The sequence below is a fragment of the Candidimonas humi genome (genome assembly GCF_019166065.1).
Lineage (GTDB): Bacteria > Pseudomonadota > Gammaproteobacteria > Burkholderiales > Burkholderiaceae_B > Candidimonas > Candidimonas humi.
Map to the genome: position 1 here is coordinate 476,681 of NZ_JAHTBN010000002.1, position 24,953 is coordinate 501,633.

The 24,953-nt window shown below is 65.0% G+C and carries 19 protein-coding genes; 12 read left to right on the forward strand and 7 right to left on the reverse strand.

Annotation, left to right across the window (positions count from 1 at the left end; all coding sequences use genetic code 11):
* Positions 1-17: 17 nt before the first annotated feature.
* From KVP10_RS05600 to KVP10_RS21495, 4 genes are read left to right on the forward strand one after another with little or no spacing between them, the layout of a single operon-like run.
* Positions 18-878 carry a branched-chain amino acid ABC transporter permease gene (locus KVP10_RS05600; protein ID WP_217963524.1) on the forward strand — a complete coding sequence of 287 codons (861 nt, stop codon included), beginning with the start codon at positions 18-20 and terminating at the stop codon, positions 876-878.
* Positions 875-2,635: a branched-chain amino acid ABC transporter ATP-binding protein/permease gene (locus KVP10_RS05605; RefSeq protein ID WP_217963525.1), complete on the forward strand. Its 1,761-nt coding sequence runs from the start codon at positions 875-877 to the stop codon at positions 2,633-2,635. The genes KVP10_RS05600 and KVP10_RS05605 overlap by 4 nt, the downstream gene beginning before the upstream one ends.
* 1 nt (position 2,636) lies before the next feature.
* A complete protein-coding gene (locus KVP10_RS05610) occupies positions 2,637-3,398 on the forward strand; it encodes an ABC transporter ATP-binding protein (RefSeq protein WP_217963526.1) in 762 nt (253 codons plus the stop codon).
* A 21-nt stretch (positions 3,399-3,419) separates the two neighbouring features.
* Entirely contained in the window at positions 3,420-4,517 is a 1,098-nt protein-coding gene (locus tag KVP10_RS21495) for a mandelate racemase/muconate lactonizing enzyme family protein (protein WP_217963527.1), read from the forward strand.
* 42 nt (positions 4,518-4,559) lie between these two features.
* Here the strand turns inward: KVP10_RS21495 and KVP10_RS05620 are convergent, their stop codons facing one another.
* Entirely contained in the window at positions 4,560-6,005 is a 1,446-nt protein-coding gene (locus tag KVP10_RS05620; RefSeq protein WP_376810950.1) for an aldehyde dehydrogenase family protein, read from the reverse strand.
* A 45-nt stretch (positions 6,006-6,050) separates the two neighbouring features.
* Positions 6,051-7,745 carry a thiamine pyrophosphate-binding protein gene (locus KVP10_RS05625; protein WP_217963529.1) on the reverse strand — a complete coding sequence of 565 codons (1,695 nt, stop codon included), beginning with the start codon at positions 7,743-7,745 and terminating at the stop codon, positions 6,051-6,053.
* Between the two features lie 176 nt (positions 7,746-7,921).
* On the opposite strand from KVP10_RS05625, the gene KVP10_RS05630 reads away from it, so the two are divergent.
* The 8 genes from KVP10_RS05630 (at position 7,922) to KVP10_RS05665 (ending at position 16,573) form a co-directional block, all read left to right on the forward strand.
* On the forward strand, positions 7,922-8,815 hold the full coding sequence (locus KVP10_RS05630; RefSeq protein WP_217963530.1) for a LysR family transcriptional regulator: 894 nt from the start codon (positions 7,922-7,924) through the stop codon (positions 8,813-8,815).
* A gap of 292 nt (positions 8,816-9,107) precedes the next feature.
* Positions 9,108-10,262: an acyl-CoA dehydrogenase family protein gene (locus KVP10_RS05635; RefSeq protein WP_217963531.1), complete on the forward strand. Its 1,155-nt coding sequence runs from the start codon at positions 9,108-9,110 to the stop codon at positions 10,260-10,262.
* A gap of 11 nt (positions 10,263-10,273) precedes the next feature.
* Positions 10,274-11,305, forward strand: coding sequence for an acyl-CoA dehydrogenase family protein (locus tag KVP10_RS05640; protein WP_217963532.1), 1,032 nt, complete (start codon positions 10,274-10,276; stop codon positions 11,303-11,305).
* Entirely contained in the window at positions 11,302-12,516 is a 1,215-nt protein-coding gene (locus KVP10_RS05645) for a CaiB/BaiF CoA transferase family protein (RefSeq protein WP_217963533.1), read from the forward strand. The genes KVP10_RS05640 and KVP10_RS05645 overlap by 4 nt, the downstream gene beginning before the upstream one ends.
* A 113-nt stretch (positions 12,517-12,629) precedes the next feature.
* On the forward strand, positions 12,630-13,592 hold the full coding sequence (locus KVP10_RS05650; RefSeq protein ID WP_217963534.1) for a Bug family tripartite tricarboxylate transporter substrate binding protein: 963 nt from the start codon (positions 12,630-12,632) through the stop codon (positions 13,590-13,592).
* A gap of 41 nt (positions 13,593-13,633) precedes the next feature.
* Entirely contained in the window at positions 13,634-14,413 is a 780-nt protein-coding gene (locus KVP10_RS05655) for an SDR family oxidoreductase (protein ID WP_217963535.1), read from the forward strand.
* A 31-nt stretch (positions 14,414-14,444) separates the two neighbouring features.
* Complete coding sequence (locus KVP10_RS05660; RefSeq protein ID WP_217963536.1) at positions 14,445-15,242, forward strand: crotonase/enoyl-CoA hydratase family protein; 798 nt, start codon at positions 14,445-14,447, stop codon at positions 15,240-15,242.
* A 188-nt stretch (positions 15,243-15,430) separates the two neighbouring features.
* Positions 15,431-16,573 (forward strand): DSD1 family PLP-dependent enzyme, encoded by a 1,143-nt coding sequence (locus KVP10_RS05665; RefSeq protein WP_246600345.1) that lies wholly within the window; start codon positions 15,431-15,433, stop codon positions 16,571-16,573.
* Between the two features lie 41 nt (positions 16,574-16,614).
* On the opposite strand, the gene KVP10_RS05670 is transcribed toward KVP10_RS05665, so the two are convergent.
* The 5 genes from KVP10_RS05670 to KVP10_RS05690 form a co-directional block, all read right to left on the reverse strand.
* On the reverse strand, positions 16,615-18,648 hold the full coding sequence (locus tag KVP10_RS05670; RefSeq protein ID WP_217963537.1) for an acetyl/propionyl/methylcrotonyl-CoA carboxylase subunit alpha: 2,034 nt from the start codon (positions 18,646-18,648) through the stop codon (positions 16,615-16,617).
* 117 nt (positions 18,649-18,765) lie between these two features.
* Positions 18,766-20,373 (reverse strand): carboxyl transferase domain-containing protein, encoded by a 1,608-nt coding sequence (locus tag KVP10_RS05675; protein ID WP_217963538.1) that lies wholly within the window; start codon positions 20,371-20,373, stop codon positions 18,766-18,768.
* 75 nt (positions 20,374-20,448) lie between these two features.
* The gene (locus KVP10_RS05680) at positions 20,449-21,630 is read right to left on the reverse strand and encodes an acetyl-CoA C-acyltransferase (RefSeq protein ID WP_217963539.1); all 1,182 of its coding nucleotides are present in this window, start codon (positions 21,628-21,630) and stop codon (positions 20,449-20,451) included.
* Positions 21,623-23,503, reverse strand: coding sequence for a bifunctional isocitrate dehydrogenase kinase/phosphatase (gene aceK / locus KVP10_RS05685; RefSeq protein WP_217963540.1), 1,881 nt, complete (start codon positions 23,501-23,503; stop codon positions 21,623-21,625). The genes KVP10_RS05680 and aceK overlap by 8 nt, the downstream gene beginning before the upstream one ends.
* A 38-nt stretch (positions 23,504-23,541) precedes the next feature.
* Entirely contained in the window at positions 23,542-24,720 is a 1,179-nt protein-coding gene (locus tag KVP10_RS05690; RefSeq protein WP_217963541.1) for an isovaleryl-CoA dehydrogenase, read from the reverse strand.
* Positions 24,721-24,953 lie beyond the last annotated feature (233 nt).

Consider the following 24,953-nt stretch of genomic DNA (forward strand, 5'->3'; position numbering starts at 1 on the left):
ATTGCTGGATTCCCCCTATGTTGACTGTGTTGATCACGGGCCTAGCTATCGGCGCGCTCTACGCCGCGGCGGCGCTGGCCTATAACGCCATGTATTCGACGTCGAAGGTGCTCAGTTTCACCGCCGGCCATCTGTTCATGATCAGCGCGGTCATGGGCGCCTACCTGATGGGCCAGTTGAAGCTGCCCCTGGCGGCCGGCCTGGGCGGAGCAGTCCTGGCCTCGATCGTCCTGGGCCTGGTGACAGAGTTCGTGGCGGTGCGCAGGATACTTGCCCGGTCCCAGGAACACCTGTGGCTGCTCAGTACCCTGGCCCTGGCGACCATTGTGCAGCAGGCCGTGGTGCTGTGGTGGGGCACAGAGCCGCGCCCCTTTCCGCGGCTGATTTCCCAGGAGTTCACCGCGGGGATATGGGACCAGAAGTACTGGCTGCCCATCGCCGGCGTCGCGGTGATCGTGGTTGCGATGGACGTGTTCTACCGCCATACCCTTTTCGGGAAAGTATTCCTGGCCGTGGCGGAAGACCCCTTTGCCGCGCGCGCCCGCGGCGTGGCGACCGGCCATATCCGCGCGTTCTCGTACGCGATCGCGGGCTTGATGGGCGGCCTGGTCGGGTTTGCCGGAGGGCAATTGACCTTCGCCGATTTCTCCATAGGCCTGACGCTGTCGCTATACGGCTTCATCGCATTGGCCGCGGGAGGCATGGGCAGCAATCTGGGGGCGGTCATCGGCGGACTGGTGCTGGGGCTGCTGTCCACGCTCGCGACCTACTTCTTCGGCGGCGAATACCAGCGCACGATCGCAGTGGGCCTGCTGATGCTTTTCCTGTTGCTCAAGCCCGAAGGCCTGTTCGGCAGCCAGCAAATGAGGCACGTATGAACCTCGGCGCTAAAACCGGCATTCCCGTCCTCGCATGCATAGCCTTGCTGGCCACTCTGCCGCTGTGGGTGGGCAACCCCTATCAACTGCACATCGCGACCCTGATCGCCGTCTACTGGATACTGATCGCCGGCCTGAATCTGTCGGTCGGCTATACCGGCGTGTTGTCCATAGGCCATATCGGCCTGCTGGCGATAGGCGCCTACACCTATGCCATCCTCACCAGCCGCTACGATTTCGACCCCTGGCTGGCCACCTTGATCGCCGCCGCGCTGGGCGGGGCTTGCGGCTTCATCCTCGGCCTGCCCTCGCTGCGGCTGCCGGGTTTCTACTTCGCCATGGCGACACTGGCGTTTGCCTTGATGGTGACCGAGTTCTCGCTCGCGCAGTCCGACCTCACGGGCGGCGGCATAGGGCTGAGCGTGCCGCCGTTCGATGGCTTCTTCGCCTCGCCTTCCGGCCTGTACTGGCTCGCCGTCGCGGCTGCGGGCGTGATCACCTGGCTGGCCTGGAACCTCACCCGGCTCATGTGGGGGCGCGGCATGATTGCGCTGCGCGACAGCACAGTGGCCGCCTCGGCGGTGGGCGTGCCGATATTCCGCGTCAAGTTGACGGTATTCGCGTTCAGCGGCGTCACTGCGGGCCTGGCCGGCGCGATGTTCGCCACGCTGCAAAGCTACATCACCCCCGAGACATTCCCGTTCGAGCTGAGCCTGTTCTTTTTCATCTGCATCATCATCGGCGGGCGCGGCACGATCTGGGGGCCGTTCCTGGGCACCATAGTCCTGGCCATACTGCCCGAGCTGATGGGGGGCCTGGCGCGCTGGGGGCAGTTCTTCTATGGCGCGCTGCTGCTGATCGTGGTGCTGCTCGTGCCCGAAGGCATAGGCAGCGTGATCGGCATCATCCGGGAAAAAATCAATCCGAGCCGGCACGAAAAGCGCATCGTCAATCCCGACCTGCCCAGGCTGGTCGCCGCGATACGCGGAGACCGGCGCTATGAACGCGGCATTTCCCTGAACGCGGCCTCCAAGCATTTCGGCGGGGTCCTGGCGGTCAACCGGGTTTCCCTTTCCTTGCAGGAAGGGGAAATCCACGGCCTCATAGGCCCTAACGGCAGCGGCAAGACCACGCTGCTGAACCTGATTTCCGGCTATTACCTCATCGACCAGGGGGCCATCGAGCTGGACGACGCAACGCTGACGCAGTCTTCCGTGCAACGGCGCGCGGCGCTGGGCGTGGCCCGCACCTTCCAGAAGCCCAGGCTGCTGGGAACCTTGAGCGGCCTGGACAACGCCATGCTGGGCGGCTGGAAGGACGCCCGCTCCGGTTTCATGCAGAACCTGCTGGCATTGCCCGCGGCGCGCAGGCAGGACGCGCAGCTGCGGGCGCGGGCGCTGGAGATCCTGCATGCCATGGGGCTTTCCCACATCGTCGACAAGCCGGCGAGCCTGCTGGACCATGCCGAACAGCGCTTCCTGGAAATCGCGCGCGCCCTGTGCATGCAGCCGCGCTTCATTCTGCTGGACGAGCCCGCCGGCGGCCTCACGGAGCACGAGATCGACCAACTGGCCAACATCGTGCTTGCCATGCGGGACGCGGGAATCGGCGTGCTCATCATCGAACACCACACGGATTTCGTGTTCCGCATCTGCGACAGGGTCACGGCGCTGAACCTGGGTTCGTCCATCGCCAGCGGCTCGGCGGCCGAGGTTCGCGCGGATCCGGAAGTCATCCGGGTTTATCTGGGAGCATGACGTGGACAAGAAGCGAGAAAACGGCACTGCGCCCATTGTTCTTGACGTATCGTCGCTGCGTGTTTCGTATGGCAAGGCCGAGGTCGTGCATGGCGTCGACTTCGCGGTGCGCGAGGGCGAGTTCGTCGTGCTGCTGGGCCGCAACGGGGCCGGAAAAAGCACCATGCTGCATGCCATTTCGGGGCTCATCCCGCGCGCATCGGGGGCCGTGACGTTCGCCGGGCGGGACATTTCCGGGATGGACGCCCGCGATATCGCCAGGTGCGGGCTGAGCATGGTGCTGGAAGGGCATCGCGTCTTCACGAGCCTGAGCGTCGAGGACAATCTGCTGCTGGGCACTTATGCCCGCAATCGCCGCGGCGACCGCTCGAAGCTGGCCATCGCCTACGACTTGTTTCCCGAGCTGGCGGAGCGGCGCCAGCAGATGGCGTCGCGCCTGAGCGGCGGGCAGCAGCAGATCCTGGCCGTTGCCCAAGGCATAGTCTCCGAGCCCCGATTGCTGATCTTGGACGAACCTTCCGGCGGCCTGGCCCCCATGGTGATCAACCGCATCCTGACCGTTGCGAAACAGCTTACGCGCTCTGGCATGTCGGTATTGCTCGTCGAGCAATTGGTCAAAGAGGCCCTCAAGTTCGCGGATTACTGCTATTTGATAGAAACGGGAAAAGTCGGCGGCGAGGGGCCTCCCGAAGAAGTCGGCAAGGGGGAATTGATCAAGCGGATTTATCTCGGGGGCGCCGCCGTGCAAGCCCCTTCGGCCTGAAGGGCACACAGGAGCAGCTCAGTGAAAATAGCGTCGATCGAATCGATCCCCGTGGCTATCCCCTACCGGCATGACGGCGGACAGACGGGCTTCGGCGGGGCAGTCTGGAAGAAACTCACATATCTGTTGATCCGGGTCCAGGCCGACGACGGCCTCGTCGGCTGGGGGGAGGCGTTCGGCTACAACGTGATCCCGGCCACGAAAAAGGCCATGGACGAGCTCGTGCGCCCGCTCGCCCTGGGCAAGGATGTGTCCGAGCTCGCGGCGATGATGGGGCTGCTGAAAAAGGCGCTGCATATCTACGGCCGCAGCGGGCCGGTGCAGTATGCGCTGAGCGGCCTGGACATAGCGCTCTGGGACCTTGCCGGCAAGCGCGCGGGCTCTTCGGTGGCCGATATGCTGGGCGGACGCATGCGTGCTGCGGTTCCGGCATATAAAAGTTTCATGCGGCTGCTCGAGCCCGCCGTTATTGCCCGGGCCTGCGCGCGTGCAGTGGGGCAAGGCTATCGCAGCCTGAAACTGCACGAGACGACTGTCGAGGCCGTCGATGCCGCTCGCCGCGAGATCGGCGAGTCGGTCGACCTGATGCTCGACGTGAATTGCGAATGGCCGGCCGAAGAAGCTGTACGAATGGCCGGGAAGCTGGCGCCGTATCGCCTGAAATGGCTGGAAGAACCCATATGGCCGCCCGAGGATACCGCCGGGCTCGCGCGCCTGCGCAAGCAGGTCGACGTCCCGCTGGCCCTGGGCGAGAACCTGGCTAATGCGGTGTCGTTCCTGCCCTTGCTGGATGCCGGCGTCGTCGATTATTTCCAGCCTAGCGTGACCAAGGTGGGCGGCATCAGCGAGGTCCACGAGGTGGCCCTGGCCGCGGATGCCCGGGGGCGGCTTCTGGCTCCGCATTCCCCGTACTTCGGGCCCGGCCTGCTCGCGACGCTCCAGTTGGCCGCCCGGCACGGCGTGATCGGGGGGATCGAAGTATTCGGCGTCGATCTCGAGGCCAGGCTGTTCGGGGATATCGGCCTGCCCGGCCCCGACGGCGCGATCCCCATCCCCGACGGCCCGGGCCTGGGCTGCGATCCAGACCCTGATATCGTCGAACGGTATCGGCTCGTGTGACAAGCCGGGCGCATAGGTTTCCGGCCGATGTCCGCGCCCGGGTCAGGCATCCCCTGCCGAGGTATAGGCGGTCTTGATGATGGTGTAGAAATCGGCAGCGTAATGGCCTTGCTCGCGCGGCCCGTACGACGAACCCTTGCGTCCACCGAAAGGCAGGTGGTAATCCAGGCCGCTGGTGGGTTGATTGACTTTTACGATACCGGCCTGGGCGTTGCGCTTGAAATGGGACGCGTATTTGAGGCTGGTGGTGCAGATGCCGGCGGACAGCCCGAATTCCGTTCCGTTGGCCATGTCCAGGGCTTGTGCGTAATCTTTGACGCGCAATACGGATACGACCGGCCCGAAGATTTCTTCGCGTGCGATCCTCATTTCGGGCTTCACATTGGTGAACAAGGCCGGCTGAAGATAAAAGCCTTTGGTCGGCCGCTCCAGCCGTTCTCCGCCCCAATGCAGCGTCGCGCCTTCCGCGCGGCCGATTCCGATATATTCCAGGTCTGTCGCCAGTTGGCGTTCATCGACGACCGGCCCGATATGGGTTTCCGGCGCCAGCGCATGGCCGACGCAGAGTCTTTTCAGCCGCTCGGTCATGGCATGCACGAGGCGATCGTGTATCCCGTCGGTGACGATCAGCCGTGAAGATGCCGTGCATTTCTGGCCGGTGCTGTAGAAACCGCCATTGACGGCACACTCTACCGCGACGTCGAGGTTTGCGTCATCGAGCACCACCAGCGGATTCTTGCCGCCCATTTCCAACTGCATGCGCTTCATGGTTGGGCCGCTCACGCAGGCCGCGGCGATATGGCGCCCAGTCGGAACCGAGCCGGTGAAACTGATGGCGTCGACCTCGGGGTGGCTGGTCAGTATGGCGCCTATCGTGCTGCCGCTGCCCATCACCAGATTCAATACTCCGGCAGGCAGGCCGGCACGATGCAGGATAGCGGCGAGTTCCCAGGCGCAACCGGGTACCAGTTCGGCGGGTTTGAACACGATGCAATTGCCATAGGCTAGCGCAGCCGCGATTTTCCAGGCCGGAATCGCTATCGGGAAATTCCATGGAGAAATAATTCCGATGACTCCCAGCGGCTCTCGCGTGATTTCCGCAACGCTGCCGGGAACGAGGCCATCGAAGCGCTCTCCCGCGATGCGCAGCGCTTCGCCGGCCATGAACGAAATCACCTGTGCCGCACGCACCGCCTCGCCTATGCCTTCAGCCAGCGTCTTGCCCTCTTCGCGGGACAATATGCGGCCGAGTTCTTCGCGGCGTTCATAAGTCTCGGCCGCTGCGCGCGCAAGTATGTCATGGCGCAGTTGCGGCACGGAATGCGACCATGCAGGGAATGCCGTTCGGGCGGCCTCGACGGCATGCTCGGCATCCGATGCACTCGCACGTGCATATTCTCCGATTATGTCGCTAGTGTCGGACGGGTTGATATTCGAGTTGACGTCTTTCGACTGCACCCATTGCCCGTCGATCAGGTTTCCATGGATTGTCATCGTGTTTCACTCCTGCTTCGGCCATACGTCGTATGGGATTTATCGGCCTGCCGCGATCGCCGCCTGGCGCACGGAACTCAAGGTGTAGGATGGATTGATCGCTTCCGGGTCGATGAGGCAATGGATGATCGACGGCTTGCCCGATGCGCAGGCACGCTCGAACGCTGCGACGAACTCATCGGCGGTCTCCACTTGCTCGCCATGACCTCCGAATGCGCGGGCATAGGCCGCGAAGTCGGGGTTGTTCAGCTGTGTGGCGCTGATACGCCCCGGGTATTCCCTTTCTTGATGCATTCTTATCGTGCCGAACATGCCGTTGTCGATGACCACGACGATGATGGGCAGCTTGTATTGCACTGCCGTGGCGAATTCCTGGCCGTTCATCAAGAAGCAGCCGTCGCCGGCAAACGCCACGACCATGCGGTCGGGAAAGGCGCGCTTGGCGCCCACTGCGGCGGGGACGCCGTAGCCCATGGAACCCGATGTGGGCGCCAACTGGGTTCCGAATGCCCGGAAGCGATAGTAGCGGTGGACCCAGGTGGCATAGTTGCCTGCGCCATTGCAGACTATCGCATCGGCCGGCAGGCGATCTCCCAGGAATCGCATGACTTCGGCCATCTGCAGCTTTCCGGGGGATTTTATGGCTGACAAGTCCGTCCAGGCCAGGTAGGCTTGGCGCGCATCGTCGCGATACGCGCGCCGCGATGCCGATCCGGGCAAGGCCACTTCGCGCAGGGCGTCGACAAAAGCCGACGGCGAGGCATTGATCGCCAGAGTAGGCCGATATACCCGCCCCAGTTCGCCGGCGTCCGGGTACACATGCACCAGGGTCTGGGATGGCACCGGGATATCCACCAAGGTATATCCCTGGCTGGGCACTTCCGACAGACGGCTGCCGATCAGAAGCAGCAGATCGGCGCGCTTGACCTGTTCCACGAGGTTTTTATCGGGGCCGAAACCAAGGTCTCCGACAAACCCGGGGTGATCTACGGGGAATAGCATCTGGCGCCTCAAGGAGACTGTGACGGGAATCTCCCATTGCGCGGCCAGGTCGGAGAATTGCGCCACCGCGCGTTCCGTCCAGCGCGAGCCTCCCAGAATGACCATCGGACGTTCGGCCTGCGCCAGCAGAGAGCGCAGCTCTTCGATTTGCCGGGCGCTGGGGTAGGCATCCACCACCAGGGCGGGGGCGCCGTCGTCCACCAGCGCCGTCTCGCACAGCATGTCCTCGGGCAAACTGATCACGACCGGGCCCGGCCTGCCTGACATGGCCAGATGCACGGCGTGAGATATCACTTCGGGTATACGGGCCACGTCGTCGATTTCCGTCGCCCATTTTGCCAGCGGTGCAAAGGCCGCCCGATAGTCCAGCTCTTGCAGGGCGCCTCGATCGCGTACGCCACGCCCAATTTGCCCGACGAATACCAGCATGGGAGTGGCGTCGTGATGAGCTATATAGATGCCTGGCGAGGCATTGGTCGCCCCGGGGGCGCGCGTGACGAAGCATGCGGCGGGCCGGCCGGTCAATTTTCCGTATGCCTCGGCCATCATGGCTGCACCGCCTTCCTGGCGGCATACCGTAACGTTCAGGTCGGCGTCGTGTAATGCGTCCAGCACGGCCAGGTAGCTTTCGCCAGGCACGCAAAATATTTGGCCGACTCCGTGAATGCGTAGCTGATCCACCAGTATTTGGCCGCCGGTACGCTTCAGGGGAGCCTTCGATTCATCTTGCATAATCCGTTCCGTCATCAATGGTGTCCCGCCAGCGCCGGGCTTTGTGTATCGAGTCTTCTCAGATCATCCAGAATATTGATGTCTTCATACGATATCCAATATTATTTTTTTTATAATTGATACCGTCCGCGTATCATGGGCGGCTCTCCCATTTCCTCTCTTGTCGAACAGGCATCATGGATTTTCGTCATCTTCAGCAGTTCGTGGTTCTCGCGGAAACCTTGAATTTCCGCCGTGCCGCCGAAAAGCTCCATATGTCTCAGCCGCCCTTGTCGGTGTCCATTCGCAAGCTGGAAACGGAACTCGGGGTACCGCTGTTCACGCGCGGCAAGGACGGCGTCCAATTGACGGAAAGCGGCGAGGCGGCCTTGGCCGATGCGCGCCGGGCGCTGTTCCACGCCACGCAGTTCCGGCAGGCTGCCGTGGCTGCGTCCACGGGCGAGGGCGGTAAATTGCGCGTCGGCTTCGTCGGCTCGGTGACCCATTTCGTGCTGCCCCGCATCCTGGCCCAGTTTCGGCGCCGCTATCCCGGAGTCCAACTGATATTGCAGGAAGGCACTTCCATACGCATCATGGAACAGCTACAGGACGAGGCCCTGGACGTGGGTGTCGTGCGCATACCGGTTTCTTCGCATACGGGCACCCGTATGCTGGTCCTGCAGACGGAGCAGTTCGTCCTGGCGATGCCCAAGGCGCATCCCCTGGCGCAGAAGCCTAGCCTCAAGCTGAAAGACCTGTCCCGGGAAGGCTTCATCCTGTATACGGCAGCCAGCGCAGCCGGCCTCAGAATGGCGTCCATCCACGCTTGCCAGTTGCGCGGCTTCACACCGCGCGTCGTGCAGGAGGCGGTGCAGGTGCAGACCGTGCTCAGTCTGGTCGAGGCGGGGCTGGGCGTCGCCCTGGTGCCTTCCATCAATCGCCGGTTCGCCAGCACCCAGATCCTCTACAAGACGCTGTCCGATTTTCCGGACAGCGCGTCGATCGGCATTTCGCTGGCCTGGAATCCCCATACGGAAATGGCGTCGATACGGAATTTCCGCGATCTGGCCGAATCGCTGTTCAAGTCGTAATCCGGGCCGCAGCGCCGGCCCGGCACGGGCGGCAGATACGGCGCTGCTGCGTCGGTCCATGCCTGGAAATCGAGGCTGGCGCCGGGCGCCGGTGCCTGCGCTTCACATCGCAATTTCAGTGTGCCGTGTTGATTCGATATATGTATCGAAAACGCAGAAAAAAATATTAGACAAGTCTCAGCCAAAAGATGGATAGTTGCGTGGAATTCACTCGCCGCGATATCGGCGGCTTCGCTCGACTGCCAGAAAATGCAGCACGAAGAGCGGGCCGGCTACACATGAAAAACTGCACATGATCGAGACGCTAGAACTGGCCGCCATTCCGGCCGAAGACGAGGCGCTGCGGCCCGAGATAAGGGGTTTCCTGGCCGAGAAGCTGCGCGGCCTGCCGGCGGATCGGCGGGCTCGCTCCTGGCTGGGCTTCGACGCCGAATTCAGCCGGGCGCTGGCCGGCCGCGGCTGGCTGGGCCTGACCTTGCCCGCAGAATACGGCGGCGCCGGCCGCAGCCAATTCGCCCGTTTTGTCCTGTCCGAAGAGTTGCTGGCCGCGGGCGCGCCGGTGTCGGCGCACTGGATCGCCGACCGCCAGAGCGCGCCGCTCATCCTCAAGTACGGCACCGAGAGCCAGCGTGGTTTCTATCTGCCGCGCATCTGCCGGGCCGAGGCATTCTTCTGCATCGGCATGAGCGAACCGAACTCGGGGTCGGACCTGGCCAGCATCCGCAGCAATGCCCAGCCGCGGGAAGCGGGCGGCTGGCTGCTCAACGGCAGCAAGATATGGACGACGAACGCGCATCGCTCGCACTACATGATTGCGCTGGTGCGCACCAGCGGCAGTCCCGCCGATCGGCACCAGGGCTTGTCTCAGTTGATCGTAGACCTGTCCCTGCCCGGCGTATCGATACGCCCCATCACCGACCTTGCCGGCGACGCGCATTTTTCCGAAGTCTTCTTCGACAATGTCGAGCTGGCGGCGGACGCACTCATCGGCCAGGAAGGCAATGGCTGGCAGCAAGTCAATGCCGAGCTTGCCTTTGAGCGCAGCGGGCCGGAGCGCCTGTATTCCAGCATGGTGCTGGTGCAGTGCTGGCTGGACTATTGCCGCGGCGCGAAGATCGACGACGATGCCACCCGCACGGCCCTGGGCGCCATCCTGGCGCATTTGTCCACGCTGCGCGCCATGTCGCTGGCCGTTGCCCGCAAACTGGCGCAGGGCCAGAGCCCGGCGCTGGAGGCGGCCCTGGTCAAGGATATGGGGACCGAGCTGGAGCAGCGCATCCCCGATCTCATTGCCCAGGCGCTGGGCCGCTTTCCCGATCGGCCGGTGCCATCCGAACTGCTGCGCACGCTGGCCTACCTGGAACAAATGGGCCCGTCTTTTTCGCTGCGCGGCGGGACGCGGGAAATCTTGCGCGGCATCATCGCCCGCGGCCTCGGACTGAGATAAGGGAGTAGCGCATGGACTCGCTTTTTGGAGATGCCGCCCGGCGCTTGCTGGCCGAGACTTTTGCTCCGCAAGTACTGGACATGGCCGAACGCGGCGAACTGCCCGGGCAGGCATGGCAAACCGTGGAAGAGTCGGGCTTTCTCGACGCGCTGGTGCCCGAGCAATCGGGCGGCGCCGGCCTGCGCCTGCCCGACGTCCTGCCTCTGGCCCTGGAGGCGGGCGCTTGCGGCATAGGCATGCCGCTGGTGCAGACGCTGCTGGCGCGCGCATGGCTCGATGCCGCCGGACAGGCGCATCCGGACGGTCCCATCGCATTGGCGGCCTTCGGCGTAGCAGCTGGCGACGAACACATAGAAGCCCGGGCTGTGCCCGGCGCGCTGGCGGCGCAGTGGGTCCTGGCCGCTGCGGGAGACGACGTCCTGCTGCTGTCCGCACAAGATGCGGTGCGCACGCGCACGGAAGGCCACGGCAACCTGGATGCCGATCTGCGTTGGCCGGCGGGCGCGGGGACTCGTTTTTCCTGTTCCGGGGCAGCAAGCGGCGCGGATAAGGCCGGAGCGATCCTGGCCGCCATGCAGGCCGCCGCCTGCTCGGCGCTGATGGCGGGCGCCATGCAGCGCGTGCTGGTGTTGACGACCGAATACGCCGGCCAGCGCACCCAGTTCGGCAAGCCCATCGGCCGTTTCCAGGCGATCCAGCAACAGCTCAGCGTCATGGCGGAATACGTATGGGACGCGCATATGGCGGCCCAGTTGGCTTTCCAGAGCGAGGGCTGGAGGCCGCAACTGATGCTGGCGGCATTGGGCAAGGCGCGTACCAGCAGTGCGGCGCCCATCGTGGCCGATATCGCCCACGCCGTGCATGGCGCGATCGGCATCACCGAAGAATATGCATTGCAGCGCTGTACGCGCAGGTTGCGCGAATGGCGCCGGGCGGCGGGCGCCGAAACTTATTGGGCCGGCCTCATCGGCGCCGATGCGCTGGCCGCCGAATGTTCCGCCCTGGATTACATCCGGCAGTCCCTGTCCGCGGTGATCGCATGAGGGCCGATACGCCTGCAGCGGATCTGCCCCTGGCCGGCATACGCGTATTGGACCTGAGCCGCGTGCTCGCCGGCCCGTGGTGCACCCAGACGCTGGCCGACCTGGGGGCCGAGGTATGGAAGATAGAGGCGCCGGTCAAAGGCGACGATACCCGTAGCTGGACCCCGCCGGATGTAGACGGCGAATCCACGTACTTTATGTGCACCAACCGCAGCAAGCTGTCTATGGCCGTGGACCTGCGCCATCCCGAGGGGCAGAAACTGGTGCGGCGGCTGGCGATGCAGGCCGATATTCTGGTAGAGAACTATCGCCTCGGCGCATTGCGCAAGTTCGGGCTGGACTACGAAACCTTGTCGGCCGAGAATCCGCGCCTGATTTATTGCTCCATATCGGGCTATGGCCGCAGCGGCCCGAGGGCGGCGGAGCCGGGCTACGATTTCGTCATACAGGCGGAAAGCGGCCTGATGTCCATAACGGGTGAGCCCGACGGCTCGCCGATGAAGCTGGGCGTGGCCGTCACGGACCTGGTCACCGGCATGAATGCCGTCCAGGCCGTATTGGCGGCGCTCATCGCCCGCGCGCAATCCGGCCGGGGCCAATTGATCGACCTGGCGCTGCTCGACGGCGCGATCAGTATTCTCGCCAATGTCGGCAGCGGCTATCTGGCCGCGGGCAGCCGCCCGCAGCGCTACGGCAATGGCCATCCCACTGTCGTCCCGTACCAGACCTTCGCCGCGGCTGACGGCGTCTTCGCGCTGGCCGTTGGCAATGACGCGCAGTTCCGCGCGTTGTGCACGGTCTTGGGCCTGCCCGAGCTGTCGTCGGACGAACGCTATGGCACCAGCCGGGCGCGCGCATTCAATCGAGATACTTTGCTGCCCGTCCTGGAACGCAGCTTCGCAACACAGACCAGCGCCCATTGGATAGAGCGCATAAGCGCCGCCGGCATTCCCGTGGGGCGGGTACGCAGCGTGCCCGAGGCGCTGGACGCGCCGGAAGTCGCGGCTCGGGAGATGGTGGCCGAGACTCCGGACGCCGTGCACGGCACGCTGCGCTTGATGCAGTCGCCCTTGCACCTGCGCGGCACGCCGCCTCGCCGCCCCGTGTCGCCGCCGCGCCTGGGCGAGCATACCGACGAGCTCCTGCAACGGGTGCTGGGCGCCACGGCCGAAGAAATCCGGGCGCTGCGCGATTCGGGCGCGGTGGCATAGATGATGAACGATTAATCAACGGCTACATAAAGGGAGGGTGATCGTCGAAGTTCGCATGTGCGCCGGGAGCGGTTGGCCAGCTCGTATGCAGCGAGACGATCAAGAAGATGAACATGAAGAAAATCCGATTTCTTTTGCTTGGCGCCTGCATGGTCTTTGCCGCTACGGCAGCAAAGGCGGCCGACTACCCATCTAGGCCCATACGGCTGATCGTTCCGTTTCCACCGGGAGGAATCACGGACATCATGTCGCGCGCCGTCGCGGCGCGCCTGTCCGCCAGCCTGGGGGAACCCATCGTCGTGGACAACAGGGCCGGCGCCAGCGGAGTCATAGGCGCGGGACTGGCATCGCGCGCCGCGCCCGATGGCTATACGCTGATGATGGGCAATATCTCAACCCTGGGGATCAATTCCGCCATCATCAAGGACATGCCCTATGATCCGGTAAAGAGCTTCACGCCGGTCAGCATGGTTGCCATCCAACCGCTCATCGTTGCCGTCAGCCCCGGCACGCCGGCGAAAAATATGGCCGAACTGGTGGCCTTGGCCAAGTCCAAGCCCGGCGGCCTTTTCTACGGCACGTCGGGGACCTCCTACCAGTTGGTCACGGAGGCTTTCAATTCGGCCATGGGAATCAAGATGGTCCATGTTCCCTACAAGGGCAGTTCGCCGGCCATCGAGGCGCTGCTGGCGAACCAGATCAACGTGATGTTCGACCCGTTCTCGACGCTCTATGGACAGGTTCGCGCCGGCAAGGTCAGGGGCCTGGCTCTGACGACCAAAAAACGCCTGTCCGTCGCGCCGGAATTGCCCACGGTATCCGAAACCGTGCTGCCGAATTTCGATGCCAGCTCCTGGCAGGGCATTGTGGCGCCGGCCGGAACGCCCAAGCCCATCGTGGACAAGCTCAATGCGGCCATCACCAAGATCTTGAAGACCGACGAGGTGCAACGGCAATTTGCCAAGCAAGGCGTGGAGGCCTCGCCCTCTACCCCCGAGGAATTCGGCGCATACATCGCGTCGGAACGTAAGCGCTGGCAGGACGTCGCGAATACCGTCGGAATCAAACCCCAATAAATGGAGTCTGGCGCGGCCGCGCCGGCTTATCGGAGGCAATAATGGATTTGGGCTTGAAAGGGAAATGGGCGCTGGTGTGCGGCGCCAGCAAGGGCCTGGGCTATGCCTGCGCCGCGTCGCTGGCGCAGGAGGGCGTCAACCTCGTCATCGCGGCTCGTACGCGCCAGGCCTTGAACGAGAGCCGCGACCGCATCGCCGCCGTATCGGGGGTCGAAGTGATAGCCGTGGACGCCGACGTCACGACGGACGACGGGCGGCAGCGGGTGGTGCAGGCCGCCCCGCGCATCGATATTCTCGTCACCAACGCGGGCGGGCCTCCGGTCGGGGATTTCCGGAAATTCTCGCAAGACGACTGGATGCGGGCGCTGGCGTCCAACATGCTTGCCCCTATCGAGCTCATCCGCATGACTGTCGATGCGATGATCGATCGCGGCTTCGGCCGCATCGTCAATATCACGTCCTCCGCCGTCAAGGCGCCGGTCGATGTCTTATGCCTGTCGAACGGCAGCCGTTCCGGGCTGACCGGCTTCGCCGCAGGGTTGGCGAGACAAGTTGCCCGGCACAACGTGACGCTGAACAACTTGCTGCCGGGCAAGTTCGATACCGACAGGCTGCGCAGCAATAATGCACAGCGTGCACATGCCGCGGGGATCGCGCCTGAACTCGAAGCGCAACGGATGATCCAGACAATCCCGGCGGGACGCTTCGGCATGCCCATGGAATTCGGCCAGGCCTGCGCTTTTCTTTGCAGCGCCCAGGCGGCATACATCACGGGTCAGAATCTGCTGATCGACGGGGGCGCCTACCCCGGTACTTTCTGAATTTGCCGGATTAACGCTCACCAAGAAGACCATGAAGCCATTGCTTAATTTCGATCAGGACGACCGCGGCGTCGTCACCCTGGCCATGAATGACAGTGCCACCCGCAATGCCTTGACGGGCAGTACGATGGTGGCTGAATTCCTGGCGGCCTTCGAACGTATCGAGGCCGATCGCAGCGTGGGCGCCGTCATTATCACCGGCAGCGGCAAGGCATTTTCGTCGGGTGGAAATATTGCCGAGATGGGCCGCCAGACGCTGCCGGAATACACCCCTGCCATGCTGCGGCAAGAATATCGCCAAGGCATCCAGCGCCTGCCCCTGGCGCTGCAGGCGCTGGAGGTGCCCATCATTGCCGCCGTCAATGGGCCGGCTGTCGGCGCGGGCTGCGACCTGGCCTGCATGTGTGATATCCGTATCGCCTCCGAACAGGCGGTTTTTGCCGAAAGCTTCGTCAAGCTGGGCCTGATTGCCGGCGACGGCGGCTGTTGGTTCCTGCCGCGCCTGATCGGCATGTCGCGGGCAGCCGAAATGACCTTCACCGGCGATGCCATCAGCGCCGGCCAGGCGCTGGAATGGGGCTTGGTCTCGCGAGTGGTGCCGGCCGATGCCTTGATGGACGAAGCGCACGCCCTGGCGCATCGCATCACCGCCAACCCCGTCGATGCACTACGCATGAGCAAGCGCCTCTTGCGCGAAGGCCAGTTGGGCCGCCTCGATACGGTGCTGGAAATGGCCGCCGCCTTTCAGGCCCTTGCCCACAAATCCGACGAGCACGCCAGGGCCGTGCAGGAATTCCTGGAGCGGCGTGCGGCGCGCAAGCGCCAGTAAGGCCAGGGCGCTTGGGCCGGAATCCCCGCGCGTCTGCTCCGGGGCGCGGGCATGCGGCCCTATTCAATTCTTGCGAAACATGCTAAACCCGAAGTTCGCTGCGGTATACGCGGCCGTACCTGGGCCGGCCGCGCCTGAGCGGCGCCGGCAAGCCAGTCGGTCATGCATAGTGCATAGAGGAGGGGGCCATGCAGATGCTCGATCCTGTGGAACACATGGCGGCGCCGGCCGCGGCGCGCGTGGGCGATACGCTGGCCGATGTCGACACGCCCAGCCTGATCCTCGACCTGGATGCCTTCGAAGACAATCTGCGCATGATGCAGGCGCTGGCCGAGCGTCACGGCGTGGCGCTGCGTCCGCACGCCAAGGCCCATAAATGTCCTGAAATCGCGCTGCGCCAGATCGCGCTCGGCGCCCAGGGCATATGCTGCCAGAAGGTCAGCGAGGCGTTGCCCTTCGTGGCCGCCGGGGTGCGCGATATCCACATCAGCAACGAAGTCGTGGGCGCGCCCAAGCTGGATTTGCTGGCGCGCCTGGCCCGCCAGGCGCGCATCAGCGTATGCGTCGACCATCCCAGCGCCGCCCAGGCCTTGTCGGCCGCGCTGGCGCAGGCCGGCGCCAGCGCCGGCGTACTGATAGAAATCGATGTCGGGCAGAAGCGCTGCGGCGTGCAGCGGCCCGAAGATGCGGTGGCGCTGGCGCGTGTGCTGGCGTCCTTGCCGAACCTGGAATTCCTGGGCCTGCAGGCTTATCACGGCGGCTTGCAGCACAAGCGTTCCATCGGCCAGCGGCGCCGCGGCGCCGAAAAGGCCGCCAGGCAGGTGCGCCGCTACCTGCGCGCCTTTGCGCAGGCAGGCATGTCCTGCCCGGTAGTGACCGGCGGCGGCACCGGCAGCGCGCTATTCGACGCGGCCGGCCAGGTCTACACGGAAATCCAGGCCGGCTCTTATCCCTTCATGGATGCGGACTATGCCCGCCTGGACTGGGGCGATGCGCTGTCGCTGCGGCACAGCTTGTTCCTGCTCGGCACGGTCATGAGCACCCCCACGCCGGAGCGGGCCATCGTCGACGTGGGCCTGAAATCCACCAGCGCTGAAAGCGGCCTGCCGCGCCCCGTGGCGGGCAAAGGGTTGCACTGCGTCGCCATCAATGATGAGCATCTCATACTCAAGGCCGACCACGCGCGCGACCGCCCGTCCCTGGGCTTCAAGCTGAGCCTGATCCCCGGCCATTGCGACCCCACCTTCAACCTGCACGACAGCATCGTTGCCGTGCGCGGCGACAAGGTCGAGGCCATCTGGGACATCTCCGCCCGCGGCCTGAGCCGCTAGCGCCTCGGGCCGAGGCTTGCGTCTCGGTCGCCGCGCGCCGGCTAAGCGCCTTCGGCCAATGCAATCAACTCGGCGCCGTCCGCCACCTGGTCCCCCACGGCGTAGAACAGTTCCTGCACTACGCCGTCGCCGGGCGCATGGATGGTGTGTTCCATCTTCATGGCTTCCATCACCAGCAGCGCGTCGCCCGCCTTGACCGTGTCGCCCTGCTTCACGTTGATGGCGATGATCTTGCCCGGCATGGGCGCCGTCAGGCCGCCCAGGTGTTCTGCGCCTTCGTCCTGCGCATGGGCGACGGGGTCATGCAATTGCAGCGCGTACGAGTTGCCGTCGACATACACCTGCAGTTGTTCGCCGCGCACGATGACGGTGCCGTGCAGCCTGCGTTCGTCCAGTTGCAGGTCGAGCCGGTACTGGCCATTGGCTGTTGTGCCTTGCAGCCGCCATTGCAGCGCGTGTTCGTCGGCTTCGCCTTCGTGGCCCAGGCTCCACAGCCCCTGGCCATACGCCACCTGTACTGTGCGCGTTTCTCCGCCATCGATGAATTGCAGCGGCTGCCGGTAGGTGCCGCCCAGGCGCCAGCCGTCGGTCTGCGCCCAGGGGTCGGCATGCACTACGCGATGCCTGGGTGACGAGGATTCCAGCCCCTGCGCGGCCAGCACCGAGGCCGCCGCCAGGGCCAGCGCGGCTTGCGGCGCGGGGGCGGGCGGCGGCAGCAGACTGTCGTGGCGGCGTTCGATCAGGCCGGTGTCCAGGTCGGCGGCGGCGAAGGCCTCATCGCTCGCCAACCGGCGCAGGAAGGCGATATTCGTGGTTACGCCCACGCACTGGGTGTTGCCCAGCGCCTGGACCATGCGCGCCAGCGCCTCGTCGCGGTCCGCGCCATGCACGATCAGCTTGGCGATCATGGGATCGTAGAACGGGCTGATAGTGTCGCCCGCGGCCACGCCGCCGTCCACGCGCACGTCGCCGTTGCGAAAAGCCGTATGCGTGGGGAAGTTCAAGGCGGTGAGCGTGCCGACCGCGGGCAGGAAGCCCTTGTCGGGGTTTTCGGCGTAGATGCGCGCCTCGATGGCGTGTCCCTGGATGCGCAGGTCTTCCTGCGCCACCGGCAGCGGCTCGCCCGCGGCCACGCGCAACTGCCATTCCACCAGGTCGTGCCCGGTGATCATTTCGGTGACGGGGTGTTCCACCTGCAGGCGCGTATTCATTTCCATGAAATAGAAGCGGCCGTCGGGCTCGACGATAAATTCCACAGTGCCCGCGCCCACATAGCCCACGGCGCGCGCCGCGGCCACGGCGGCTTCGCCCATGGCGCGGCGCCGTTCGGCGCTCATGCCGGGGGCGGGTGCTTCTTCGATGACCTTCTGGTGGCGGCGCTGCACCGAGCAGTCGCGTTCGAACAGATAGACGCAATTGCCGTGGGTGTCGGCGAAGACCTGGATTTCGATGTGGCGGGGCTTTTGCAGATAGCGTTCGATCAGCACCTTGTCGTCGCCGAAGCTGTTGGCCGATTCCCGTTTGCAGGAGGCCAGCGCCTCGCCGAAGGCGGTGCTCTCGGCCACCACGCGCATGCCCTTGCCGCCGCCGCCGGCGCTGGCCTTGATCAGCACCGGATAGCCGATCGCGTCGGCCTGGGATTGCAAGAATGCGGGGTCCTGGTTGTCGCCGTGATAGCCGGGTACCAGCGGCACGCCGGCCTTTTCCATCAGTGTCTTGGCTGCGGACTTGCTGCCCATGGCCGCGATGGCGCCGGTGGGCGGGCCCACGAATACGATGCCGGCCTGCGTGCAGGCTTCGGCGAAGGCCTCGTTCTCGGACAGGAAGCCGTAGCCGGGATGCACCGCCTGCGCGCCGGTCTGGCGCGCGGCTTCGAGGATGGCCTCGGCGCGCAGGTAGCTGGCGCGCGGCTCGGGCCCGCCGATGCGTATCGCCGTGTCGCAGGCAGCCACGTGCCGAGCTTCGGCGTCCGCATCGGAATACACCGCCACGGTGCGCAGCCCCATGCGGCGCGCGGTGGCGGCGACGCGGCAGGCGATTTCGCCGCGGTTGGCAATCAGCAGGGTTTCGAACACGTATGACTCCTCGGGGTGGCCGGATGGCGGGCGGCGATCAAGCCGCGCCGCCGGGCGGTATGACGTTGTGCCCGGCGCGCTGGCCGCGGCGCCCGCGGCAGTGGCGCGCCAGTGTCCTCACATTCTGAACACGCCGAAACGCGTGTCCTCGATCGGGGCGTTCAGCGCGGCCGACAGGCCCAGCGCCAGCACCCGGCGCGTGTCGGCGGGGCGGATGATGCCGTCGTCCCACAGCCGCGCCGTGGCGTAATAGGGATGGCCTTCTTTTTCGTACTGGGCGCGTATCGGTGCCTTGAAGGCCTCTTCTTCGTCGGCGCTCCAGGCGCCGCCCTTGGCCTCGATGCCGTCGCGCTTGACGGTGGCCAGGACGCTTGCGGCCTGCTCGCCGCCCATTACGGAGATGCGCGCGTTGGGCCACAGGAACAGCAGGCGCGGCCCGAAGGCGCGGCCGCACATGCCGTAGTTGCCGGCGCCGAACGAGCCGCCGATCAGCACCGTGAACTTCGGCACCGCCGCGGTGGACACGGCAGTGACCATCTTGGCGCCGTGGCGCGCAATGCCTTCGTTCTCGTACTTGCGGCCCACCATGAAGCCGGTGATGTTCTGCAGGAACACCAGGGGTATCTTGCGCTGGCAGCACAGCTCGATGAAATGGGTGCCTTTCTGCGCCGCCTCGGAAAACAGGATGCCGTTATTGGCGATGATGCCCACCGGCATGCCGTGTATGTGGGCGAAGCCCGTGATCAGCGTGGTGCCGTAGCGCGCCTTGAATTCGTCGAGCTCGGAGCCGTCGACGATGCGCGCGATGACCTCGCGCACGTCGTAGGGCTTGCGCGTGTCCTTGGGGATGATGCCGTTGAGTTCTGCCGGGTCGTACAGCGGTTCGCTGTAGGGCTTGCGGTGCAGTTGCACGGGCTTGTGGTGGTTGAGCCGGCCGACGGCCTCGCGCGCCAGGTACAGCGCGTGCAGGTCGTTGTTGGCCAGGTGGTCGGCCACGCCCGAGAGCCGCGTGTGCACGTCGCCGCCGCCGAGATCTTCGGCGCTGACCTCTTCGCCCGTGGCGGCCTTGACCAGCGGCGGCCCGCCCAGGAAGATGGTGCCCTGGTTCTTGACGATGATGGATTCGTCGCTCATGGCCGGCACGTAGGCTCCGCCGGCGGTGCAAGAGCCCATCACCACGGCGATCTGCGCAATCCCTTGCGAGGACATGACCGCCTGGTTGTAGAAGATGCGCCCGAAGTGGTCGCGATCGGGAAAGACCTCGTCCTGGTTGGGCAGGTTGGCGCCGCCCGAATCTACCAGGTACACGCAGGGAAGTCGGTTCTGCTGGGCGATTTCCTGCGCCCGCAGGTGTTTCTTGACCGTAAGCGGATAGTAGGTGCCACCCTTGACCGTGGCGTCGTTGCAGACCACGACGCATTCGGTGCCGTGCACCCGCCCGATGCCGGTGATGATGCCTGCGCCCGGCGCCGCGTTGTCATAGACGTCGTGGGCGGCCAGCGGCGAAAGTTCCAGGAAAGGCGTGCCCGGGTCGAGCAGGCGTTCCACGCGCTCGCGCGGCAGCAGCTTGCCGCGCGCCACATGCTTGGCGCGCGCCGAGGCGCTGCCGCCCTGCGCAGTATGTTCCAACTGCTTTTGCAGGTCGTCGATCTGTTCCTGCATGGCGCGGGCGTTGTCGATGAACGCCTGCGAGCGCGGGTTGATGCGGGATTCGATGATGGGCATTGCGATTCCTGGATGCGAGGGGCGTCGGCGGCCGGCGTGCGATATGCACGCGGCCGCCGCTACGGCGCTACGGCCTTACAGCATTTCGATGGCCATGGCGACGGCTTCGCCGCCGCCTATGCACAGCGAGGCCATGCCGCGCTTGCCGCCGGTCTTGCGCAGGCCGCCGAGCAGCGTGACGAGCAGGCGCGCGCCCGAAGCGCCGATGGGGTGGCCCAGGGCGGTGGCGCCGCCGTGGATGTTCACCTTGTCGTGCGGCAGGTCCAGCTCTTTCATGGCTGCCATGGTGACCACCGCAAAGGCTTCGTTGATCTCGAACAGATCGACCTCGCCCACCGACCAGCCGGTCTTGGCGAACAGCTTCTGCATGGCGCCCACCGGAGCGGTGGTGAACCACTGCGGTTCTTGCGAATGCTGCGTATGGGCGACGATGCGCGCCAGCGGCTTGGCGCCCAGCTTCTGCGCGGTGGATGCGCGCATCAGCACCAGGGCGGCCGCGCCGTCGGAGATCGACGAGGAATTGGCCGCGGTGACGGTGCCGTCTTTCTTGAAGGCCGGCTTCAACGTGGGGATTTTCTCGGGCATGGCGCGCGTCGGCGCTTCGTCGGTGTCGATGACCGTGTCGCCCTTGCGGCCGGCCACGGTAACCGGTGCGATTTCCCACTTGAAGCTGCCGTCTTCGGTGGCGGCGCGGGCGCGGCGCAGGGATTCCAGCGAGAAGGCGTCCTGCTGTTCGCGCGTGAAGGTGTATTTCGAGGCGCAGTCTTCGGCGAACACGCCCATGGCGGTACCGCGCTGGTAGGCGTCTTCCAGGCCGTCGAGCGCCATGTGGTCGTAGACGGTGGAATGGCCGTAGCGGTAGCCCTGGCGTCCGCGCAGCAGCAGGTACGGAGCGTTGCTCATGCTTTCCTGGCCGCCGGCCACGATGACTTCGGCGCTGCCGGCCAGCAGCAGGTCGTGGCCCAGCATCGCGGCCTTCATGCCGGAACCGCACACTTTGTGCACCGTGGTGCAGGCGGCGCTCTTGGGCAGGCCGGCGCCCAGCGAGGCCTGGCGCGCCGGCGCCTGGCCCTGGCCGGCCTGCAGCACATTGCCCATGATCACTTCGTCGACGGCTTCGGGCTTGATGCCGGCCCGTTCGACCGCGGCCTTGATGGCCACGGAGCCGAGCTGGTGCCCGGCCAGCCCCGACAGGGCGCCCATCATGCCGCCCATGGGCGTGCGTGCTGCAGAAACGATAACGATTGAATCAGACATGATCGACTCCTTGAGTGGAAAGGGTGCCGGCTGTGGTTGCGGTGTTCGCCCCCGGCCGGCGCAGTCTGCGGATTTGCTCGTACGGATAGAAGTCTTCGATGCGCCCCTGCGCGGCCCGGTCGCGGCATGCTTGCCACCAGCCGGGTTCCAGCAGTTCGGCATGATGCTTCATGAACGCGGCGCGCACGCGCGCATCGCCCAGGAGAAAATGGCCGAACTCTTCGGGAAACACATCGTTGACGCGTACAGGATACCAAGGTTCGCCCGACAACTCGGCTTCCTCGTTGGGGGCGGGCGGAATCGCGCGGAAGTTCATTTCCGTCATGCGCTGGATCTCGTCGTAGTCGTAGAACACGACGCGGCCCAGGCGCGTGACGCCGAAATTCTTGAACAGCATGTCGCCGGGAAAAATGTTGGCGGCCGCCAGCTCGCGTATGGCGTTGCCGTACTGTTCGACGGCCCGTTCCAGTACCGCCGCCGGGGCGTGCGCCAGGTAGATGTTCAGCGGCGTCATGCGGCGCTCGATGTAGACGTGGCGCAGGATGATGGTGTCGCCGCTTTCTTCCACCAGGCTGGGCACTTCGCGGCGCAGTTCCCGCAACAGCGCTTCCGAGCAGCGCGCGCGCGGCAGCGCCACTTGCGAGTATTCCCAGGTGTCGGCCATGCGGCCGACGCGGTCGTGCAATTTGACCAGCTGGTACTTGCGGCGCACCGTGGCATGGTCCATGCCGTCCTTGTCGATGCGGTCGCGGATCAGCTTGAATACATACGGATACGAGGCCATGGTGAACACGGTCATCACCATGCCGCGGATGCCCGGCGCCACGTCGAAGGCGTCGTGCGAATGCGCCAGATGGTGCAGGAAGTCGCGGTAGAACAGGGTCTTGCCCTGCTTCTGCAACCCCACGGTGGTGTAGAGTTCGGCCTTGGCCTTGCGCGGCACCAGCGTGTTCAGGAACTGCACATAGGCGGCCGGCGCTTCCATGTCGACCATGAAATAGGCGCGCGTGAAACTGAACAGCGTGCTCAGGTCGTCGCTGGTGTGCAGCAGGGCGTCGAGCCGGATGTGGCCCGAGGGCGCGCGCAGCAGCGCGATGGCGAAGGGATACGTGGCGCTCTGGTTGATGAGCCGGCCCACGATGTACGCGCCCTTGTTGCGCAGGAACAAGGAATTGAGCACATGCACCTGGCAGTCCGGCGCGATGCGCCCCACGCCGTCGCGCGGCAGGCGCTGGCGCAGTTGGCGCAGCGCCATGCGCGCCAGCAGGCGGGCATCGGCCGGCAGGTCGGCGAAGGGCGCCGCCAGGCCGAAGTCGGCCACGATGTCGATCAGGCAGGCCTGCAGGCCTTTTTCATTGGGGTAATAGACCCGGTACGAGGGGATCTTGCTGTCTATGTATTCCGTGGCCGCGGCCGGACGCACGAACAGGAAGTCGTTGTGGAAATAATCGCGGTGCAGGACGCGGCAGGACACCGAGTTGAAAAAGGTCTCGGCGCATTCGGGCTGCATGTGCCCCAGCAGCAGCTCGATGAATTCCGTCTTCACGGCTTGCCAGAAATCCATCTGCGCCGTCGTCAGGCTCTGCCCCGCCGAGGAGCCTTCGGGGCTGGCGTCGCTGCCCTTGAGCGCGGCGCGCAGCGCCGTGGCGCATTCCTGCACGCGGATGTCGTAGTATTCGATGCGCTCGCGCGCCAGTTGCTGGATGCCGTGCCAGTTGCCCGATTCGAACAAAGTCTTGGCGCGCTGCGCGCTGTAGCGGAACAGCGAATAGTGGCGGTCGAAGCCCGCCAGCAGCATGGCCGCGACCTGCTGCGGCGCCGGGGCGGCGCGCGCCACGGGCTCGATACGCTGGTGGTCGCCGACGAAACTCATGTTCTGCTCTGCCTGCTTGGTATCGGTGCGGCGCGGCCTCAGGCGGTTTCGCTGAACAGCTCGCGGCCTATCAGCATGCGCCGGATCTCGCTGGTGCCGGCGCCGATTTCATACAGCTTGGCGTCGCGCCACAGGCGGCCGGTGGGGTATTCGTTGATATAGCCGTTGCCCCCCAGGATCTGTATGCCTTCGCCCGCCATCCACGTGGCCTTCTCGGCGCAGTACAGGATGACGCCGGCGCAGTCCTTGCGCACCGTGCGCACGTGCCCGGCGCCCAGCCTGTCGAGGTTCTTGCCCACGGCGTAGCAGAAGGCGCGGCAGGCCTGCAGGGTGGTGTAGAGATCGGCCATCTTGCCCTGGATCAGCTGGAATTCGCCTATGGCCTGGCCGAACTGCTTGCGCTCGTGCACATAGGGCACGACTACGTCCATCACCGCCTGCATGATGCCCAGCGGGCCGCCGGCCAGCACCGCGCGCTCGTAGTCCAGGCCGCTCATCAGCACCTTCACGCCGCCGTTGAGCTGGCCGAGGATGTTTTCTTCGGGCACCTCGCAGTCCTGGAACACCAGCTCGCCGGTGTGGCTGCCGCGCATGCCCAGCTTGTCGAGCTTCTGCGCAATGGAAAAGCCCTTGTAGCCTTTTTCCACGATGAAGGCGGTGATGCCGCGCTGGCGCGCGTCCGGATCGGTCTTGGCATAGACCACCAATGTATCGGCGTCCGGGCCGTTGGTGATCCACATCTTGCTGCCGTTGAGCACATAGCGGTCGCCCTTCTTGTCGGCGCGCAGCCGCATGCTGACGACATCCGAGCCCGCGCCGGGCTCGCTCATGGCCAGGGCGCCGACCTGCTCGCCCGATATCAGCCCGGGCAGGTACTTGCGCTTTTGCGCGTCGGTGCCGTTGCGGTTGATCTGGTTTACGCACAGATTGGAATGCGCGCCGTAGGACAGCGCCACCGAAGCGCTGGCGCGCGAGATTTCTTCCATGGCGATCATGTGTGCCAGGTAGCCCATATTGGTGCCGCCGTAGTCCTCGCCGACCGTCATGCCCAGCAGGCCCAGATCGCCGAACTTGCGCCAGAGATCCATGGGGAACTGGTCTCTGCGGTCGATCTCGGCGGCGCGCGGCGCGATCTCGGCCTGCGCGAATTCGCGCACCGCATCGCGCAGCATGTCCAGGTCTTGCCCCAGTTCGAAATCCAGGCCGGGAAGATTCATGTGGCTCTCCATGAGTCGGGGATAGGACGCCGGTGCGGCATGTAGGCATTATGCGCGCAAGCACAGCGTCCTTGGCAACAGCTAGTAGTAAAGTCTATTTATATTACGTTTACGTAAACGTAAGATAGAGGGGAAACCCTCAGATGAATCAACTTGAAATCTGATGCTGGGTCATATCGGCATCGCTTGGCCGATCTCTAAAAATGAAAAATACTTGAGGTGCGAGCAAAAGC

Excerpts from the sequence above, each read along its gene's own strand:
- KVP10_RS05665 (WP_246600345.1), top strand. The coding sequence starts at position 15,431 with ATGCAGATGCTCGATCCTGTGGAACACATGGCGGCGCCGGCCGCGGCG.
- KVP10_RS05630 (WP_217963530.1), top strand. The coding sequence starts at position 7,922 with ATGGATTTTCGTCATCTTCAGCAGTTCGTGGTTCTCGCGGAAACCTTG.
- KVP10_RS05600 (WP_217963524.1), top strand. The coding sequence starts at position 18 with ATGTTGACTGTGTTGATCACGGGCCTAGCTATCGGCGCGCTCTACGCC.
- KVP10_RS05690 (WP_217963541.1), bottom strand. The coding sequence starts at position 24,720 with ATGAATCTTCCCGGCCTGGATTTCGAACTGGGGCAAGACCTGGACATG.
- KVP10_RS05625 (WP_217963529.1), bottom strand. The coding sequence starts at position 7,745 with ATGCAAGATGAATCGAAGGCTCCCCTGAAGCGTACCGGCGGCCAAATA.
- KVP10_RS05660 (WP_217963536.1), top strand. The coding sequence starts at position 14,445 with ATGAAGCCATTGCTTAATTTCGATCAGGACGACCGCGGCGTCGTCACC.
- aceK (WP_217963540.1), bottom strand. The coding sequence starts at position 23,503 with ATGAGTTTCGTCGGCGACCACCAGCGTATCGAGCCCGTGGCGCGCGCC.
- KVP10_RS05655 (WP_217963535.1), top strand. The coding sequence starts at position 13,634 with ATGGATTTGGGCTTGAAAGGGAAATGGGCGCTGGTGTGCGGCGCCAGC.
- KVP10_RS05645 (WP_217963533.1), top strand. The coding sequence starts at position 11,302 with ATGAGGGCCGATACGCCTGCAGCGGATCTGCCCCTGGCCGGCATACGC.
- KVP10_RS05680 (WP_217963539.1), bottom strand. The coding sequence starts at position 21,630 with ATGTCTGATTCAATCGTTATCGTTTCTGCAGCACGCACGCCCATGGGC.
- KVP10_RS05650 (WP_217963534.1), top strand. The coding sequence starts at position 12,630 with ATGAAGAAAATCCGATTTCTTTTGCTTGGCGCCTGCATGGTCTTTGCC.
- KVP10_RS05635 (WP_217963531.1), top strand. The coding sequence starts at position 9,108 with ATGATCGAGACGCTAGAACTGGCCGCCATTCCGGCCGAAGACGAGGCG.
- KVP10_RS05605 (WP_217963525.1), top strand. The coding sequence starts at position 875 with ATGAACCTCGGCGCTAAAACCGGCATTCCCGTCCTCGCATGCATAGCC.
- KVP10_RS05640 (WP_217963532.1), top strand. The coding sequence starts at position 10,274 with ATGGACTCGCTTTTTGGAGATGCCGCCCGGCGCTTGCTGGCCGAGACT.
- KVP10_RS05675 (WP_217963538.1), bottom strand. The coding sequence starts at position 20,373 with ATGCCCATCATCGAATCCCGCATCAACCCGCGCTCGCAGGCGTTCATC.